This is a genomic window from Enterobacter cloacae complex sp. P18RS (assembly GCF_014982105.1).
Classification (GTDB): domain Bacteria; phylum Pseudomonadota; class Gammaproteobacteria; order Enterobacterales; family Enterobacteriaceae; genus Enterobacter; species Enterobacter hormaechei_C.
In genome coordinates this window covers 23,735-41,995 of sequence record NZ_JADCKV010000018.1, presented here as the reverse complement: position 1 = coordinate 41,995, position 18,261 = coordinate 23,735, and the positions used below count along the sequence as shown (strand labels likewise).

At 55.3% G+C, this 18,261-nt stretch carries 16 protein-coding genes; 9 read left to right on the top strand and 7 right to left on the bottom strand.

The features are described from left to right. Positions 1-26 precede the first annotated feature (26 nt). Positions 27-1,073: a YeiH family protein gene (locus tag INF61_RS14855; protein WP_017383388.1), complete on the bottom strand. Its 1,047-nt coding sequence runs from the start codon at positions 1,071-1,073 to the stop codon at positions 27-29. A 97-nt stretch (positions 1,074-1,170) separates the two neighbouring features. Between INF61_RS14855 and yieE the strand changes: the two genes are divergently transcribed. Continuing rightward, positions 1,171-2,037, top strand: a complete 867-nt coding sequence (gene yieE / locus INF61_RS14850) for a DNA-binding transcriptional regulator YeiE (RefSeq protein ID WP_193547880.1) — start codon at positions 1,171-1,173, stop codon at positions 2,035-2,037. Between the two features lie 180 nt (positions 2,038-2,217). Continuing rightward, positions 2,218-3,687 (top strand): amino acid permease, encoded by a 1,470-nt coding sequence (locus INF61_RS14845; RefSeq protein ID WP_006811308.1) that lies wholly within the window; start codon positions 2,218-2,220, stop codon positions 3,685-3,687. Positions 3,688-3,741: 54 nt separating this feature from the next. On the opposite strand, the gene INF61_RS14840 is transcribed toward INF61_RS14845, so the two are convergent. Then, the gene (locus INF61_RS14840; RefSeq protein WP_193547879.1) at positions 3,742-5,727 is read right to left on the bottom strand and encodes a ligand-gated channel protein; all 1,986 of its coding nucleotides are present in this window, start codon (positions 5,725-5,727) and stop codon (positions 3,742-3,744) included. Between the two features lie 267 nt (positions 5,728-5,994). Further along, the gene (gene fghA / locus INF61_RS14835; protein ID WP_017383386.1) at positions 5,995-6,822 is read right to left on the bottom strand and encodes an S-formylglutathione hydrolase; all 828 of its coding nucleotides are present in this window, start codon (positions 6,820-6,822) and stop codon (positions 5,995-5,997) included. A gap of 137 nt (positions 6,823-6,959) precedes the next feature. On the opposite strand from fghA, the gene INF61_RS14830 reads away from it, so the two are divergent. The 7 genes from INF61_RS14830 (at position 6,960) to mglC (ending at position 15,153) form a co-directional block, all read left to right on the top strand. Beyond that, positions 6,960-8,108 carry a YbfB/YjiJ family MFS transporter gene (locus INF61_RS14830; protein ID WP_193547878.1) on the top strand — a complete coding sequence of 383 codons (1,149 nt, stop codon included), beginning with the start codon at positions 6,960-6,962 and terminating at the stop codon, positions 8,106-8,108. A 102-nt stretch (positions 8,109-8,210) separates the two neighbouring features. Beyond that, complete coding sequence (gene folE / locus INF61_RS14825) at positions 8,211-8,879, top strand: GTP cyclohydrolase I FolE (protein ID WP_015572317.1); 669 nt, start codon at positions 8,211-8,213, stop codon at positions 8,877-8,879. Between the two features lie 18 nt (positions 8,880-8,897). Next, complete coding sequence (yeiB, locus tag INF61_RS14820) at positions 8,898-10,055, top strand: DUF418 domain-containing protein YeiB (protein WP_045343783.1); 1,158 nt, start codon at positions 8,898-8,900, stop codon at positions 10,053-10,055. Between the two features lie 155 nt (positions 10,056-10,210). Continuing rightward, positions 10,211-11,233: an HTH-type transcriptional regulator GalS gene (galS, locus tag INF61_RS14815; protein ID WP_003859324.1), complete on the top strand. Its 1,023-nt coding sequence runs from the start codon at positions 10,211-10,213 to the stop codon at positions 11,231-11,233. Positions 11,234-11,528: 295 nt separating this feature from the next. After that, complete coding sequence (gene mglB / locus INF61_RS14810; RefSeq protein WP_017383382.1) at positions 11,529-12,527, top strand: galactose/glucose ABC transporter substrate-binding protein MglB; 999 nt, start codon at positions 11,529-11,531, stop codon at positions 12,525-12,527. Positions 12,528-12,606: 79 nt separating this feature from the next. After that, on the top strand, positions 12,607-14,127 hold the full coding sequence (gene mglA / locus INF61_RS14805; protein ID WP_193547877.1) for a galactose/methyl galactoside ABC transporter ATP-binding protein MglA: 1,521 nt from the start codon (positions 12,607-12,609) through the stop codon (positions 14,125-14,127). A gap of 15 nt (positions 14,128-14,142) precedes the next feature. Further along, positions 14,143-15,153: a galactose/methyl galactoside ABC transporter permease MglC gene (mglC, locus tag INF61_RS14800; protein WP_003859318.1), complete on the top strand. Its 1,011-nt coding sequence runs from the start codon at positions 14,143-14,145 to the stop codon at positions 15,151-15,153. Between the two features lie 127 nt (positions 15,154-15,280). Here the strand turns inward: mglC and sanA are convergent, their stop codons facing one another. From sanA to INF61_RS14780, 4 genes are all read right to left on the bottom strand, one after another. After that, positions 15,281-15,991, bottom strand: coding sequence for an outer membrane permeability protein SanA (sanA, locus tag INF61_RS14795; protein ID WP_017383381.1), 711 nt, complete (start codon positions 15,989-15,991; stop codon positions 15,281-15,283). 127 nt (positions 15,992-16,118) lie between these two features. Beyond that, complete coding sequence (cdd, locus tag INF61_RS14790; protein ID WP_032103253.1) at positions 16,119-17,003, bottom strand: cytidine deaminase; 885 nt, start codon at positions 17,001-17,003, stop codon at positions 16,119-16,121. Between the two features lie 128 nt (positions 17,004-17,131). After that, on the bottom strand, positions 17,132-17,827 hold the full coding sequence (locus INF61_RS14785) for a CidB/LrgB family autolysis modulator (RefSeq protein WP_015572322.1): 696 nt from the start codon (positions 17,825-17,827) through the stop codon (positions 17,132-17,134). Continuing rightward, complete coding sequence (locus INF61_RS14780; protein ID WP_003859308.1) at positions 17,824-18,219, bottom strand: CidA/LrgA family protein; 396 nt, start codon at positions 18,217-18,219, stop codon at positions 17,824-17,826. Before INF61_RS14780 ends, INF61_RS14785 begins: the two co-directional genes overlap by 4 nt. Between the last annotated feature and the right edge of the window lie 42 nt (positions 18,220-18,261).

Sequence of the window (18,261 nt, the reverse complement as noted above, 5' to 3'; positions counted from 1 at the left end):
GGTTAACAGGAGAAGGACGAGATGGTTTATGCCAACAGGCTGTGTACCGCAAGGTTAATCGCACCACCGCCAACGATTAGCCAGATGAACAGCACAAGCGCCATCAGCAGCGGTTTCGCGCCGGCTTTTTTCAGCGCGCTGACGTGTGTGGTGACGCCCAGCGCCGCCATCGCCATCGCCAGCAGGACCGTATCCAGCGTCACCAGCATATCCACCATCGCTTTTGGCAGCAGGTGGAAAGAGTTGAAGACAGCGACCACGATGAACAGGATCGCAAACCACGGAATGGTGATTTTGCTTTTCTCGCTGCCGCCTGCCGGAGCAAGCTGTTTAACCCGCGCCGCGAGGAAAATCAGGAACGGGGCCAGCATCATCACGCGCAGCATTTTGGCGATGACCGCCGCGTTTTCCGCTTCCGGGTTAATGGCGTGACCTGCCGCCACCACCTGCGCCACTTCGTGCATGGTTGAGCCGATATAAATGCCGTAGGTTTCCGGACTAAACCAGTGCGCCACCAGCGGATACATGGCCGGATACAGGAAGATCGCCAGCGTACCGAAGATAACTACCGTCGCGACGGCAACCGTGACTTTACTGGCTTCGGCTTTAACGACGGGTTCTGTTGCCAATACCGCCGCCGCGCCGCAGATGCTGCTACCCGCACCGATCAGCCAGCTGGTCTGTTTGTCCAGCCCAAAGATCTTCTGGCCGATAAAGCACGCCAGTAAAAAGGTGCTCGAAAGGGTCAGGACGTCAATGGCAATCCCGCTGACACCGACATCCGCAATCTGCGAAAAGGTGAGACGGAAGCCATAAAGGATGATCCCGAGACGTAATAAATGCTGCTTGGCGAAAATCACGCCGCCGTCGCAGGATTTCCAGATGTGTGGATAAACGGTGTTCCCGACCACCATGCCAAGCAGAATGGCCAGCGTCAGGGCGCTGAACCCTGCGCCGGCAACCGCCGGTATACTCCCGCCCCATAAAGCCACGCCGGTAACCACGGCGCTGAGCGCGAGACCCGGCACGAAGTGCCACACTGTACGATGATGTTGTAAGGTGATTTCTGACATAACCTTCTCCTTTGTCTGGCTAAAGGTTACGGCGCTCTGGCTTAAAAATAAAATTGATTATATATTTATAATCAATCTTTATAAGTGGTAAGCAACCATGCACATTACATTGCGTCAGCTGGAAGTTTTTGCCGAGGTGCTGAAAAGCGGCTCGACAACCCAGGCGTCACAAATGCTGGCGCTCTCGCAGTCCGCCGTTAGCGCGGCCTTGACCGATCTTGAAAGGCAACTGGGCGTTCAGCTTTTCGACAGGGTAGGAAAGCGGCTGGTGGTGAACGAACATGGCCGCCTGCTGTATCCGCGTGCCCTGGCCTTGCTGGAGCAGGCGACGGAGATCGAACAGCTGTTCCGCGAGGACAACGGCGCTATTCGCGTCTACGCCAGCAGCACGATCGGTAACTACATCCTGCCGGAAGTGATTGCCCGCTACCGCCGGGATTTTCCGACCCTGCCGCTGGAAATGAGCGTCGGCAACAGCCAGGACGTGATCAACGCGGTGATCGATTTCCGCGTGGACATCGGGCTTATCGAAGGGCCGTGCCACAACGTGGATATCATTGCGGAACCCTGGCTGGAGGATGAGCTGGTGGTGTTTGCCTCCCCGGCCTCTTCTTTACTCCAGGGCGAGGTGACGCTGGAGCGTCTGGCGCAGGCGCAGTGGATCCTGCGAGAGCAGGGCTCCGGCACGCGTGAGATTGTCGATTATCTGCTGCTGTCTCATCTGCCGCAGTTCCAGTTAGGGATGGAGTTAGGTAACTCCGAGGCGATTAAGCATGCGGTGCGTCATGGCCTGGGCATTAGCTGTCTTTCCCGACGGGTGATTGCCGAACAGCTGGAGACCGGCTCTCTGGTTGAGATCCCCGTTCCGCTGCCGAAGCTGGTGCGCACGCTGTGGTGCATCCATCATCGTCAGAAACACCTTTCCAGCTCGCTCCAGCGTTTTCTGCGCTACTGCGCCATTTAACGTTCCCCGGTGGCGCTTCGCTTACCGGGGCTATGTGCGCTTATCACCCCACATTTTTATGCTTTACTTATAATCCTGGCCGAGTCATGAAGCTCTCTTATAACTGAGCATTTCTGCCGGAAGCAACGCAGATCGTCTGCTACAATCGCGCCTCATTTATTGAATGGACAGCATTTTCACATGGTTTCAGAAACTAAAACCACAGAAGCGCCCGCGCTACGTCGCGCACTTAAGGCGCGTCACCTGACGATGATCGCCATTGGCGGCTCCATCGGTACGGGTCTTTTCGTTGCCTCTGGCGCAACAATTTCGGCAGCCGGCCCGGGTGGGGCATTATTCTCTTATATTCTGATTGGCCTGATGGTCTACTTCCTGATGACCAGCCTGGGTGAACTGGCGGCATACATGCCGGTGTCTGGTTCGTTTTCGACCTACGGACAAAAATACGTTGAGGAAGGCTTCGGCTTCGCGCTGGGCTGGAACTACTGGTACAACTGGGCGGTGACCATCGCCGTTGACCTCGTCGCGGCACAGCTGGTGATGACCTGGTGGTTCCCGGACACGCCAGGCTGGATCTGGAGCGCCCTGTTCCTGGCGGTCATCTTCCTGCTGAACTACATCTCCGTGCGCGGCTTTGGCGAAGCGGAATACTGGTTCTCTTTGATTAAAGTGGCAACCGTCATCATCTTTATCGTCGTCGGTGTGGCGATGATCGTTGGTATTTTCAAAGGGGCTGAACCGGCGGGCTGGAGTAACTGGACTATAGGCGATGCGCCGTTTGCCGGGGGCTTCTCGGCGATGATTGGCGTGGCGATGATTGTCGGCTTCTCCTTCCAGGGTACCGAGCTGATTGGTATCGCGGCCGGTGAATCCGAAAACCCGGAGAAGAACATTCCGCGCGCGGTGCGTCAGGTGTTCTGGCGTATCCTGCTGTTCTATGTGTTCGCGATCCTGATTATCAGCCTGATTATTCCGTATACCGACCCAAGCCTGCTGCGTAACGATGTGAAAGACATCAGCGTCAGCCCGTTCACGCTGGTCTTCCAGCACGCGGGTCTGCTCTCTGCCGCGGCGGTGATGAACGCGGTGATCCTGACGGCGGTACTGTCTGCGGGTAACTCCGGGATGTACGCCTCCACCCGCATGCTCTACACCCTGGCCTGCGACGGTAAAGCGCCGCGTATTTTCTCGAAACTGTCTCGCGGTGGCGTGCCGCGCAACGCGCTGTATGCGACCACGGTGATTGCGGGTCTCTGTTTCCTGACCTCCATGTTCGGCAATCAGACGGTCTACCTGTGGCTGCTTAACACCTCTGGTATGACGGGCTTCATTGCCTGGCTGGGCATTGCCATCAGCCACTACCGTTTCCGTCGCGGGTACGTCAAGCAGGGTCATGATCTGAATAATCTGCCGTACCGGTCAGGGTTCTTCCCGCTGGGGCCGATCTTCGCCTTCGTTCTGTGCCTGATTATTACCCTGGGTCAGAATTATGAGGCCTTCCTTGCGGACACCATTGACTGGGGCGCCGTCACGGCCACCTATATTGGCATTCCGCTGTTCCTGATCATCTGGTTTGGCTACAAACTGACGAAAGGAACACGCTTCGTTCGCTACAGTGAAATGGATTTCCCGGAACGATTTAAACAATAACCGCACTTCCTCTCTTTTAGCCCGCTCAGTTGAGCGGGCTTTTTTATGGGCAGATCAGAAGCTGTAGGTCATGCCGACGGTATAGCGACGGCCATCCAGCACGGTGTCATACGTATCGTAATCAATCTGCTTATCGAGCACGTTATACACACCGGCAGTAACCAGCAGGTTTTTGTTGGCGTTGTAGCGCATACCGACATCAACCTGAGTGTAGGACGGCGTACCCTGGGACATTGACGTGCGGCTCAGGTACTCAGACGTTTTACCGCGCAGGTTCAGACGGCTCCAGAATCCGACATCTGGCGTCGCCTGCCAGTCCAGGGTAGTGTTGAACATGTGTTTCGGCATTTTGTTCAGTGGCTTGCCGGAGAACTGGCCGCTCTTCTGCTCGGACTCCGTATAGGTGTAGTTTGCAGTCCAGTTCACATCGCGCGTGATTTTCCACCCGAAGGAGGACTCCACACCGCGCATGTTGGCTTTGTCCACGTTGACGCGATCGCTGACGAAATCATAGCTGTGACCGCCAATCGTACAGGCGGGATCGGCGCTGCTGTTACAGCGGCGAACTTCCGTAATCTTGTCCTTGAAGTCGGTATTAAACAGCGTTACGCCGGCATTCAGGTTATCGTTGTTATCCCAGAGCAGGGCGAGCTCTTCGCTCAGGCTCTTCTCTGGTTTCAGATCCGGGTTGCCAACGATGATACCGTCAAGACGGCCGCCACCCGTTACCTGGCCCCAGCTGGCAGACGACTGACGCAGATCCGGCGCACGATAGCCAGCCGAAACCCCGCCTTTTAACGTCCACTGATCGGCCAGGTGCCATACGCCGTAACCGCGCGGCGTCCAGTTAGTACCGTAGTTTTGGTCTTTGTCCATACGCAGACCGCCGGTCAACGTAAAGCTTTCCGTCATTGCCCATTCATCTTCGGCAAACAGGGCCCAGCTCCAGCGCGTCAGTTTGTTCAGGCCGTCAGCAGCTTCCAGCTGATTACCCTTGTCGCGCAGTTTCTCATAACGATACTGCCCGCCGAGGGTCAACGTATGATCGCCGAGGAAAATCTGGTTCTGGTTGTTGAAGGTGGTGTTATAGGAGCGCATTTCGCGACCTGGATTATTGGTCTCTTCCTGCTGGATATAGCTGGTGGTATTGAAGTCGTCGTAATACCCGCTGTGGGTTAACGAGTAGGTCGTGTGCTCATAGCGCGAGTCGCTTTTGGTATTTGGCGTACAGGTTGTTCCCCGGCAGGTTTCAGCCGCTTTCGACATCCCCGGGGTGCTGTTTCTGTCCTGAAGCTCGCGAGCAAAGTCGAGGTCGAAATCGTTCTTCTCGTCCGGCGTGAAGTTCAGCGTAATGCCACCGTTACGCATTTTCTGCTCGTTATAGCCGTTCACGATTTTATCTTCTGCGCGGCGTGACAACAGCCCCGTCACTTTTGCGCCCAGCAGTCCGTCGATCAGGGGACCAGAAGCGTAGGCGTTGGTCTGGAAGATATCGCCGGAATCATTGTTTTCCTGGAAGGTCGCATCGCCATGCAACGAACCGGTCCAGACTTTAGTGTTCGAGACTTTTTTGGTAATGACGTTAATTACGCCACCCATAGCATCGGAGCCGTAAAGCGAAGACATCGGGCCGCGGATGACCTCGATGCGCTCAATGGACTCCAGCGGCGGCAGCCAGCCTTGTTCAATACCCGAGTTGTCGCTGTTGGGGCGGGTGCTTCGCGTACTGACGCGTTTGCCGTTCACCAGGAACAGGGTGTACTGAGAGGCCATGCCGCGAATACTGATATCACTGCTGCTCCCGCCGCCAGTGACGACAACGCCCGGGACGTCTCTCAGGGCATCGGTAACATCACGGTAGGCTTTATCTTCAATCTGCTGTTTTGAAATCACAGAGATGGAGGCGGGGGCATTCTGGATCTTTTGTTCAAAACCCGTCGCGGTGACGACAACGGTGTCCTGATCGGCTGCGTGAACGAAGGGGGAACATGTGGCAGCGCCAATGGCGACGGCCAGGAGCTTAATGCGCGGTATTGTCATTTGTACATTCCGTATAAAAATGAATAAAACTCCATCGGGATAACCCTGAGAACTGTATGTTTTTGTCTTGTAAGAACTCTTTGAGATGGAGAAGAGCCTGGAATTGTACAAAAGAATGTAGAATTGTAAACACAAATGATAATTGAAATCATTTGTGTTTGTGTGTCGGCGACAGAAATCAGGCTGGATTCAAGCGGATAGAAGTATGTAAAGAGGGGGAGGGGAAGACCCGGTAGGCAGGAGGCGCTACCGGGCAAAAGGCGGAACTTATCTGAACAGATGCTCCGCATGGAAGCGGAGATGATCCTCAATAAAGGACGCCATGAAGTAATAGCTGTGGTCGTATCCCGGCTGAATGCGCAGCGTTAGCGGCCAGTCCTTCTGGCGCGCGGCTTCCGCCAGCACCGCAGGCTGTAGTTGTCCGGCGAGGAACTGATCCGCATCGCCCTGATCGATAAGCATTGGGATCGCATTCACCGAATCGCTCGCCAGCATCAACGCGCAGCTGTCCCATTCCTGCCATTTTTCTGCATCTTCACCCAGATAGTGCGTAAAGGCTTTTTGCCCCCACGGCACCTGCGTTGGGTTCACAATCGGCGCAAATGCGGACACGCTGGTGTATTTCCCCGGATTTTTCAGCGCCATTATCAGCGCCCCGTGGCCACCCATCGAATGTCCGCTTATCGCGCAGCGCTCGCTGACCGCGAACTGAGAGTGCACCAGGGCAGGCAGTTCATCGCGAATGTAGTCATACATGCGGTAATGGCTCGCCCACGGTTGTTCCGTGGCGTTGAGATAGAACCCGGCGCCTTTACCCAAATCGTATCCGGCATCGTCGGCCACGTCATCGCCACGCGGGCTGGTATCTGGCATCACCAGCGCAATGCCCAGTTCGGCGGCAATACGCTGGGCACCCGCTTTGGTGGTGAAGTTTTCGTCGTTGCAGGTCAGGCCTGAAAGCCAGTACAGCACCGGTGGATTGTCCGCAGGGGGCAGGAAAATGCTGAACGTCATAGCACAATTCAGCGTGGTGGAGTCGTGCCGCCAGCGCTGCTGTCGACCTTCAAAACAACGATGCTCTTCGAGCAGTTCCATGCAGGGCTCCTTAAAGGTAAGACGATTCATAAAACGCATAATACAGAGTTTTCATTGACCTGTGAGCAACTTTCACTTTCGCAGGACGGCGAGATGTTGCATCATAAATTTACTTTTCTTTAACAATTGGAGCGATCATGGCGCTGCGTATCGCGCTCAGCGGATTTGTGGTTCTGGTCGTGGCGATGGGGATAGGGCGCTTCGCCTTCACGCCTCAGGTGCCGCTGATGATAGCCGCCGGGCAACTCACGCTTACCAGCGCGGGGCTGGTGGCGGCAATGAACTATCTGGGCTATCTGGTGGGGGCATGGGATGCCATGCGCGCCCATCGCTTCGTTGAAACGCGTCTCTGGCTTGGCATCACCGGTGCGGTGGCGCTAACGCTGCTCTCCGCGGCGGCAGATAATGCCGTTGTTCACGGTCTGCTGCGCTTTGTGATCGGCTGCATGAGCGGCTGGTCGATGGTGCTGATTGCCGCCTGGACCAACGAGCGGCTGGGGCAGCTGGGCAAACCGGGACTCAGTGCGGCCGTCTTTGCCGGACCCGGGGCCGGCATCGCCCTGAGCGGCCTGCTGGCGGTCTATATTCAGGCGAAATCCTTGTCCGCCGGGGCGGCATGGCAAATCTACGGCGTACTGGCGCTGGTGCTGATTGTGCTGGTGGCGCGCTACCTGCCGCGGTCCGGGCAGCTCCATCGGCCCGGTACCGCGCCTGAACCGCTGCTGCTGACCGCAGATCTCAAGCGTCTGGTCTGGAGCTACAGCCTGGCAGGGTTCGGCTATATCCTCCCGGCGACCTTTTTATCGCAAATGGCGGCGGTGCGTTTTCCCGGCAGCCTGTTTGCCCAGTTTGTCTGGCCGATATTTGGCGCCGCCTCGGTGGTGGGAATTGCGCTCAGCATTGCCCTGCGGCATACATCAAGCGCTAACCGCAGGCTGGCGATTGTTCTGTGGTTACAGGGGATTGGCGTGCTGGCGGCCTGGCTGCTGCCGGGCATAGGCGGCTTGCTGACGGGTGGGCTGCTGGTGGGCGGCGGGTTCCTCTGCGCCGTGCAGCTCTCTCTTTTGTACGGTCGCGAGCTGGCGCCAGACCACACGCGTTATATGGCGGGACTGCTCACCACCGGGTATGCCATTGGTCAGCTGGTGGGGCCGGTCACGTCGGCACTGTCGACCTGGCTCACACATCGGCTGGAACCTGCGCTGGGGCTGGCGGGGATCGCGCTGTTCGTTGGCGGAGCGTTAGTCTGCAACCGTCAGGCTGAAAGGCAACAGCAATTGCAATAATTATCGTCGTGAATACTGGATTATGTGCGTCGCCTCACGCACAATGAGCGCACACTTTTGCCACAACGAGGGCAAAAGACGCCACACCTGCAGGAGAAAAGAATGTCATCACTCAGTAAAGAAGCAGCCCTTGTCCATGAAGCGCTGGTTGCGCGCGGTCTTGAAACGCCACTGCGCCCGCCCGTGCAGGAGCTGGACAATGATACCCGCAAGAGTCTGATCGCCGGCCATATGACGGAGATCATGCAACTGCTGAATCTCGATCTGAGCGACGACAGCCTGATGGAGACGCCGCACCGCATCGCGAAGATGTACGTCGACGAAATTTTCTCCGGCCTGGATTACGCGAACTTCCCGAAAATCACCGTCATTGAAAATAAGATGAAGGTCGATGAGATGGTGACGGTACGCGATATCACGCTGACCAGCACCTGCGAGCATCACTTTGTGACCATCGATGGTAAAGCGACGGTGGCCTATATTCCAAAAGATACGGTCATTGGCCTGTCCAAGATCAACCGCATCGTGCAGTTCTTTGCCCAGCGTCCGCAGGTGCAGGAGCGTCTGACGCAGCAGATCCTGACCGCACTGCAAACTCTGTTGGGTACTAACAACGTGGCGGTGTCTATCGACGCGGTGCACTACTGCGTGAAAGCGCGCGGCGTGCGTGATGCAACCAGCGCAACCACCACCACTTCGCTGGGCGGCCTGTTCAAATCGAGCCAGAACACCCGCCAGGAGTTCCTGCGCGCCGTGCGTCACCACAACTAACCAGACAGGGCAGGGACCATGGAGCGAAACGTCACGCTCGATTTTGTTCGCGGCGTCGCCATTCTCGGTATCCTGCTGCTGAATATCAGCGCCTTCGGTCTGCCGAAGGCCGCCTATCTGAATCCTGCGTGGTATGGCGACATCACGCGCAGCGACGCCTGGACGTGGGCAATCCTCGATCTCTTTGCACAGGTTAAATTCCTGACCCTCTTTGCGCTTCTGTTTGGCGCGGGACTTCAGCTTCTCCTCAAACGCGGTACGCGCTGGATCCAGTCGCGTTTAACGCTGCTGGTTATCCTCGGTTTTATTCACGGGCTGCTGTTCTGGGACGGCGATATTCTGCTCGCGTATGGTCTGGTGGGGCTGATTTGCTGGCGGCTGATCCGCGACGCGCCCGGTGTGAAAAGCCTGTTTAATACCGGCGTGATGCTCTATGTCATGGGACTGGCCGTGTTATTGCTGCTTGGCATGATTGCCGATGCTTCCACCAGTCGTTCATGGATCCCGGATGCGGCCAACCTGCAATATGAGCAGTTCTGGAAGCTGAAAGGCGGCATGGAAGCGATAGGCAACCGGGCCGATATGCTCGGCGATAACCTGCTGGCGCTGGGCGCGCAATACGGCTGGCAACTGGCGGGGATGATGCTGATGGGCGCAGCCCTGATGCGCACCGGCTGGCTGAAAGGGGAATTTAGCCTGCGACACTATCGTCGTACGGGAGCAGGGCTGGTGCTGCTCGGCGTGATCATCAACCTCCCGGCGGTGATGATGCAGTGGCATCTTCAGTGGGATTACCGCTGGTGTGCATTCCTGTTGCAGGTGCCGCGCGAACTGAGCGCGCCGTTCCAGACTATTGGCTATGCGGCGCTGATCTACGGCTTCTGGCCCCAGCTTTCCCGCCTGTGGATCGTCAGTGCGGTGGCCTGCGTTGGGCGGATGGCGTTAAGCAATTACATCCTGCAAACGCTGATATGCACCACGCTTTTCTACCGATTCGGCCTGTTTATGAAATTCGACCGCCTGACGCTGCTGGCGTTTGTTATTCCGGTCTGGATTGTTAACGTGGTGTTTTCGGTTGTCTGGCTGCGTTTTTTCCGCCAGGGCCCGCTGGAATGGGCATGGCGACGGTTAACCGTCCGTGCTTCGGGCGTGTCATTGCGTAATACATCCAGATAACGATCTGGATCACAATCATTAACAAAACGGATGTAAGCGTTTTCATCTGTGTGAGCTTCTTCACGTAGTCTCCTCTCTCTCGCTGCCAGAATAGCCACCTTGCTAAACACAGGGGGTGTCTGTGAGTTGCTGCAATCCTTTAAAGGGTGGTGAATATGATCACCATTCGTGACGTCGCCCGCCAGGCGGGTGTTTCTGTTGCTACTGTCTCCCGCGTGCTGAACAACAGTGCGCTGGTCAGCCCTGAAACGCGTGAAACCGTAATGAAAGCCGTGACCCAGCTGGGGTACCGGCCAAACGCTAATGCCCAGGCGCTGGCGACGCAGGTCAGCGATACCATTGGCGTAGTGGTGATGGACGTGTCGGACGCCTTCTTCGGCGCGCTGGTCAAAGCGGTGGACGTCGTTGCCCAGCAGCACCAGAAATATGTGCTGATTGGCAACAGCTATCACGAGGCTGAAAAAGAGCGTTATGCCATTGAGGTACTGATCCGCCAGCGCTGTAACGCCCTGATTGTGCACTCTAAAGCCCTGAGCGATGAAGAGCTGGCCGGGTTTATGGAGCAGATCCCCGGCATGGTGCTGATCAACCGTATCGTCCCCGGCTACGCGCACCGCTGCGTCGGTCTGGATAACATCAGCGGCGCGATGATGGCGACGCGGATGCTCATCAGCAACGGCCATCAGCGCATTGGTTATCTGGCCTCCAGCCACGGTATTGAAGACGACATGATGCGCCGCGAGGGCTGGCAAAACGCCCTGAAAGAGCAGGGCATTGCGCCGCTGGAAAGCTGGGTAGGTACCGGTTCGCCGGACATGCAGGGCGGTGAAGCGGCAATGGTGGAACTGCTGGGGCGTAATCTTCAGCTGACGGCCGTGTTTGCCTATAACGACAGCATGGCGGCAGGTGCGCTTACCGCGCTGAAAGACAACGGCATTGCGGTGCCGCAGCATTTATCGCTGATCGGCTTTGACGATATCCCGATTGCCCGTTACACCGATCCGCAGCTGACAACGGTGCGTTACCCCATTGCGTCGATGGCGAAACTGGCGACAGAGCTGGCGTTACAGGGGGCGGCAGGGCTGTTAGATCCTGACGCAACGCATTGTTTTATGCCGACTTTAGTACGCCGCCATTCGGTCGCTATCCGACAAACTGTGGCTCCGATCACTAACTGATAACATCACGTGATGTAACCGTTTTCAATCTGTGAGTAAATTCACAGTATCTTAACAAGCCGCTGTCTATGATGTCAGCGTTTTAGGGGCTGAAACACAATGTAACGGTGATTATTCACTTTTACCGTTACCAGCATGCCTCAAACAACGAATAAAACGCATTTCTGGAGCGTTACCGAACACGGAAGCTGGACATTTTATAAGTGAACTTCGGCGATCAGTAACGTTTTATTAACTTCTGCCCGCCGACCGTTTTTCACAAGAACTACCCTGCATAAAAAAAACCGGAGATACCATGAATAAGAAGGTGTTGACTCTGTCTGCTGTCATGGCAAGCATGCTTTTTGGCGCAGCAGCGCACGCAGCGGATACCCGTATTGGCGTGACTATCTATAAATACGACGACAACTTCATGTCCGTTGTGCGTAAAGCAATTGAAAAAGATGCTAAATCAGCGCCAGACGTGCAGCTGCTGATGAATGACTCCCAGAATGACCAGTCCAAACAGAACGATCAGATTGACGTTCTTCTGGCAAAAGGCGTGAAAGCGCTGGCTATTAACCTGGTTGACCCGGCGGCGGCAGGCACGGTGATCGAGAAAGCGCGCGGCCAGAACGTGCCAATTGTCTTCTTCAACAAAGAACCTTCCCGTAAGGCGCTGGACAGCTACGACAAAGCGTATTACGTGGGTACCGACTCCAAAGAGTCCGGGATTATCCAGGGCGATCTGATTGCGAAACACTGGGCGGCGAACCCGAACTGGGATCTGAACAAAGATGGTCAGATTCAGTTCGTTCTGCTGAAAGGCGAACCGGGCCATCCGGATGCTGAAGCACGTACCACCTACGTTATTAAAGAGCTGAACGACAAGGGCCTGAAAACCCAGCAGCTGGCGTTAGACACCGCAATGTGGGACACCGCTCAGGCGAAAGATAAGATGGACGCGTGGCTCTCTGGTCCGAACGCCAACAAAATTGAAGTGGTCATCGCCAACAACGATGCGATGGCAATGGGTGCGGTTGAAGCGCTGAAAGCCCACAACAAATCCGCCATTCCTGTATTCGGTGTGGATGCCCTGCCAGAAGCGCTGGCGCTGGTGAAATCTGGCGCTATGGCCGGTACCGTGCTGAACGATGCCAACAACCAGGCGAAAGCCACCTTCGATCTGGCGAAAAACCTGGCCGACGGTAAAGGCGCCGCTGACGGGACTAACTGGAAAATTGACAACAAAATCGTTCGCGTTCCTTACGTGGGCGTAGACCAGTCCAACCTGGCTGAGTTTATCGGTAAATAAGTTATCTGCATTGTCTTCACTGGGCGCAATTCGTTGCGCCCTTTTATAACGCGATATGCGAGGCCAACAAGGTATAATTATGGTCAGCACAACTACTCAGTCGTCCGGTGAATACTTGTTGGAAATGACCGGTGTCAACAAGTCATTCCCCGGTGTTAAGGCGCTCGATAATGTTAATTTAAAAGTTCGTCCACACTCTATTCATGCGTTAATGGGTGAAAACGGTGCGGGTAAATCAACATTATTAAAATGCCTCTTTGGGATCTATCAAAAAGATTCTGGCAGCATTCTTTTTCAGGGAAAAGAGATCGACTTCCATTCAGCGAAAGAAGCGCTGGAGAACGGTATCTCGATGGTACACCAGGAATTAAACCTGGTTCTGCAACGTTCAGTTATGGATAATATGTGGTTGGGTCGTTATCCAACCAAAGGTGTCTTTGTCGATCAGGATAAAATGTATCGCGACACCAAAGCCATTTTTGATGAGCTGGATATTGATATCGACCCGCGCGCACGCGTCGGGACATTATCCGTTTCCCAGATGCAGATGATCGAAATTGCCAAAGCGTTCTCCTATGATGCGAAAATCGTGATCATGGATGAACCGACATCGTCATTAACGGAAAAAGAGGTTAACCACCTTTTTACCATTATTCGTAAGCTGAAAGATCGCGGCTGCGGCATTGTCTATATCTCACATAAAATGGAAGAGATCTTCCAGCTGTGCGATGAAATCACCATCCTGCGCGACGGCCAGTGGATCGCCACCCAGCCGCTGGAAGGGCTGGATATGGACAAGATCATCGCCATGATGGTTGGCCGTTCTCTGAACCAGCGCTTCCCGGATAAAGAAAACAAGCCAGGCGAAGTGATTCTGGAGGTGCGTAACCTGACCTCGCTGCGTCAGCCGTCTATCCGCGATATCTCTTTCGATCTGCACAAGGGGGAGATCCTTGGCATCGCAGGGCTGGTGGGCGCCAAGCGCACCGATATCGTGGAAACCCTGTTTGGTATCCGTGAGAAAGCCGAAGGCACCATTACGCTGCACGGTAAGAAGATCAACAACCACAACGCCAACGAAGCCATTAATAATGGCTTTGCGCTGGTGACGGAAGAGCGTCGTTCCACCGGTATTTATGCTTATCTGGATATTAACTTTAACTCGTTAATTTCTAATATTCGCAATTACAAAAATAAAGTCGGGCTGCTGGATAATTCCCGTATGAAGAGCGATACCCAGTGGGTGATTGACTCCATGCGCGTGAAAACGCCGGGCCACCGCACGCAAATTGGCTCACTCTCGGGAGGGAACCAGCAGAAAGTCATTATTGGTCGCTGGCTATTAACCCAGCCTGAAATTCTGATGCTGGATGAACCTACGCGCGGTATCGACGTTGGTGCAAAATTTGAGATTTACCAGCTGATCGCCGAGCTGGCGAAAAAAGATAAAGGGATCATTATTATTTCTTCCGAAATGCCGGAATTGTTAGGGATCACAGTCCGTATTCTGGTTATGAGCAATGGTCTCGTTGCCGGTATTGTTGAAACCAAAACGACAACGCAAAACGAAATTTTGCGTCTTGCGTCTTTGCACCTTTAAGATCAGGGGCTCCTCATGAGTGCGTTAAATAAAAAAAGTTTTCTCACTTATCTGAAAGAAGGCGGTATTTACGTTGTTCTTTTAGTCTTGCTGGCGATTATTATTTTCCAGGACCCTACGTTCTTAAGTCTGCTGAACTTGAGTAACATTCTGACCCAGTCTTCCGTACGTATTATTATCGCGCTTGGCGTGGCGGGACTTATCGTTACCCAGGGGACTGACCTTTCGGCAGGGCGCCAGGTGGGTCTGGCGGCGGTCATTGCGGCAACCCTGTTGCAGTCGATGGAAAACGCCAACAAGGTGTTCCCGGAGATGGCGACCATGCCGATTTTCGTGGTGATCCTGATCGTGTGCGCCATCGGCGCGGTAATTGGCCTGATTAACGGCATCATCATTGCTTACCTGAACGTGACGCCATTCATCACCACGCTTGGCACGATGATCATCGTTTATGGTATCAACTCCCTGTACTACGATTTCGTCGGCGCGTCTCCAATCTCTGGCTTCGACAGCGGCTTCTCGACCTTCACGCAGGGGTTTGTTGCGCTGGGCAGCTTCCGTCTCTCCTACATCACCTTCTATGCGCTGATTGCGGTGGCGTTCGTCTGGATCCTGTGGAACAAAACCCGTTTCGGTAAAAACATCTTTGCTATCGGCGGTAACCCTGAAGCGGCGAAAGTGTCCGGGGTCAACGTGGCTCTGAACCTGCTGATGATTTACGCCCTGTCCGGGGTCTTCTACGCCTTCGGCGGGATGCTGGAAGCGGGCCGTATCGGCTCTGCAACCAACAACCTCGGCTTTATGTACGAACTGGATGCGATTGCAGCCTGCGTGGTTGGCGGCGTCTCCTTCAGCGGCGGCGTGGGGACCGTGCTGGGCGTGGTGACCGGTGTGATCATCTTCACCGTTATCAACTACGGCCTGACCTACATCGGCGTGAACCCCTACTGGCAGTACATCATCAAGGGTGCCATCATCATCTTCGCGGTTGCGCTGGATTCCTTGAAGTACGCGCGTAAGAAGTAAGATCTTCAGAATGAAAAGGCCCGCTCACGTAGCGGGCCTTTTTTTGCCTGGTGGCGCGACGCTTACCGGGCCTACAAAATCGCGATCGTAGGTCGGGTAAGGCGAAGCCGCCATCCGACAAAAGTTATTACTTCTTCTGAATTTCCAGCAACTGCTCTGGCGTTACCGCCGGGTAACCCTGTGCATTCTCCGGCACTTCGTGCATCGTTGGGATCGGCACCAGCGGGCCTAAAAAGCGCGGTTCACGTTTGAATAAGTACAGGTCAGCCAGCGCGCCAAAACGAGCGCCAAACTCACGTACGCGCACGCTCAGCATATCCTTTGGCGATGGCACCGCATAACACTGCGCCTGAATGCCCATATGCAGGGCGATAAACAGCGCCCGCTCGCAGTGGAAACGCTGGGTAATGATGATGAAATCATTGGTGTCGAACACCTTGCGGGTACGCACGATGGAATCAAGCGTGCGGAATCCGGCGTAGTCGAGCACGATATCGGCCGGGTCGACGCCTGCGGCAATCAGATCTTTGCGCATCGTCACCGGCTCGTTATAGCTTTGCAGCGCGTTATCGCCGCTCAGCAGCAGATAGTTCACCTTGCCGCTGTTATAGGCGTTCAGCGCGCCCTGAATACGATACCGGTAATACTGATTTATGACGCCAGTGCGGTAATACTTGGCGGTGCCAAGCACCACACCAACCTGACGGTAGGGGAGATCCTGTAGGTCATCAAAAATGTAGGGGGCTGTTTTCCAGCTCATCCAGCGGTCGAGACCCAGCACGATCAACAGCAGTATGCCGACCAGGACAGACAGGCTGTAAAACACGCGCTTTAACATGCAGATGGCTCGTACCGATGATGAAATTTCCCTCAGGCTACTGTACCCGCCTGGTTAGCGCAAGAAACAGCGATTCAACTGAGGGGTTTTTCGTCAGACTGGCGGGCAACTCTGCCCGCCGAACAGATTATGCCAGCAGCACGCGGTCGATGGTTGAACAGCCCAGCGCTTTCAGCGTGGCTGCGGTCGCGTCCCACTGGATCAGCGGCGCATCGGCCTTTTCAGCCAGGATTGCGCGCTGAATATCCGGGTAGTCATACCCGTTCAGGCTAAGCAGGTTCAGGGCACCCTGGAGCGGAGGCAGCGTCGGGTTAAATGCGGCGTTCTCTGCATAGCTGCCGGTGAAGATGCGGCCGTCGCGGCACTGAAGGGCGACGCCGCTTGGAGATTTGCTGTATGGCGTGTGGCTTTTATTGGCGGCGGCAATGGCCGCTTCGCTCAGCTCATCTCCCGAGAGCGCATAACCGTGGTCCTGCTCGTCCATCAGCAGGGTTTTGATCTCAAGATCTTTCGGGCCGAAAGCATCCGGCAGGTAATCACCCAGCGTATGCGGTGCGCGTCCCGGCAGGTTGATACGCAGTTCAAGACCGCTGTTCAGCTCATTCATAAACTGGCGGCAGTGGCCGCAAGGGGTATAGTTGACGGTGATGGCGCGCAGGGCTTTTTCGCCGCGCAGCCAGGCGTGACTGATGGCGCTCTGCTCCGCGTGGACGGTTTGCTGCATGGTCGCACCAAGAAACTCCATGTTTCCGCCGAAGTACCAGGTTCCGCTCACGCCGCGCGCAATTGCGCCTACGTTAAAATGGGAAAGGTCAGCGCGGGCGCAGGCAGCCGCCAGGGGCAGCAGGGCGAAAGCCAGCGCGTCTTCGTCCAGCCCCGTTGCCTGTTTAAGGGTCGTGACCTGATCTGCCGTCAGCAGGGCGGGGAAATGCGCATCCGCCAGAACCGGAGCCAGGGCTGATTGCAAATTCTCTGCAAGCTGAGAGAAAGCAGCTTGAAAACGTGGATGCATGACGTTGCCTCATCAAGGTTAATGGATCGGTAGTGTACGGAGCCGTACGGCCTTTATATGTGATCCAAATCTCATTATGTGTGCAACTTATGAAATGAAAATGAAATTTGCGCGACGCATCGCAAATTTTAGCCCATGACTGCCAGAATAATCGGGAAGATAAACGGCGCGACCAGGGAAGTGATAATCCCGCAGATCACCAGCGCCAGCGAGCTGAATGCCCCTTCCTGATAATCCAGTTCCGCGCAGCGTGCGGTGCCCAGCGCGTGCGAGGCGGTACCCATCGCCAGACCGCGTGCCGCTTTGGTCCGAATTTTCATGATATTCAGCAGCGTATGACCAAACACCGCGCCCAGGATACCGACGAAAATCACGCACACGGCGCTGATGGCCGGAATGCCCCCGATGCTGCCGCCCACGGCCATGGCAATCGGTGTGGTGACGGATTTAGGCAGGATAGAGGCGGCGATCTGCGGCGACGCGCCCATCAATAAGGCCACCGAGGTACCGGTGATCATCGCAACAAGGCTACCCACAAAGCAGATGGTAATGATGGATTTCCAGCGCGCGCGGATCTGATGCAGTTGCTCATATAAAGGAAACGCCAGCGCCACCACGGCAGGCTGCAACAAATCGTTGAGGATCTTGCTCCCGGCGAAGTAACGCTCATAAGGAATGCCGGTGAGCAGCAGAAAAGGAATAATCACCACCATGGCGACCAGCAGCGGGTTGAGCAACGGCATTTTGAAACGCACCGCAAGCTTACGCGCAGCAAAGAACACCACCAGGGTTAACGGCAGGGACCACCAGATATTCGCCATCATTTTTTTGTTTTCTCCCCGACGACCTTGCGTTCGCCATGCACAATGTGTGAACTCCAGCTGACGACCAGGAATACCACCAGCGTACTGATGGCGCAGGAGACCACAATCGGGCCGAACTGCGCTTTAAGCACATCGTAATACTGCATAACCCCAACGCCGATAGGCACAAAAAGCAGGGCCATATAGCGAATGAGAACGAAGCACCCTGGGTTGACCCATTTCGCGGGCAGCACCTGTAATGCCAGCAGCACAAACAAGATCAGCATGCCGATAATGCTGCCGGGTATCGTAATCGGCAGCAGCGAAGCGATAAAAATGCCGGCGTACAGGCAGGCATAAATCAGGACGAAGGCGCGAAGGTATTGCCAGATAGTATTCAGTGATTTGCTCATGGTGAAAGTCCTTGCTGAGACGTATTCATCATACAATTAAAC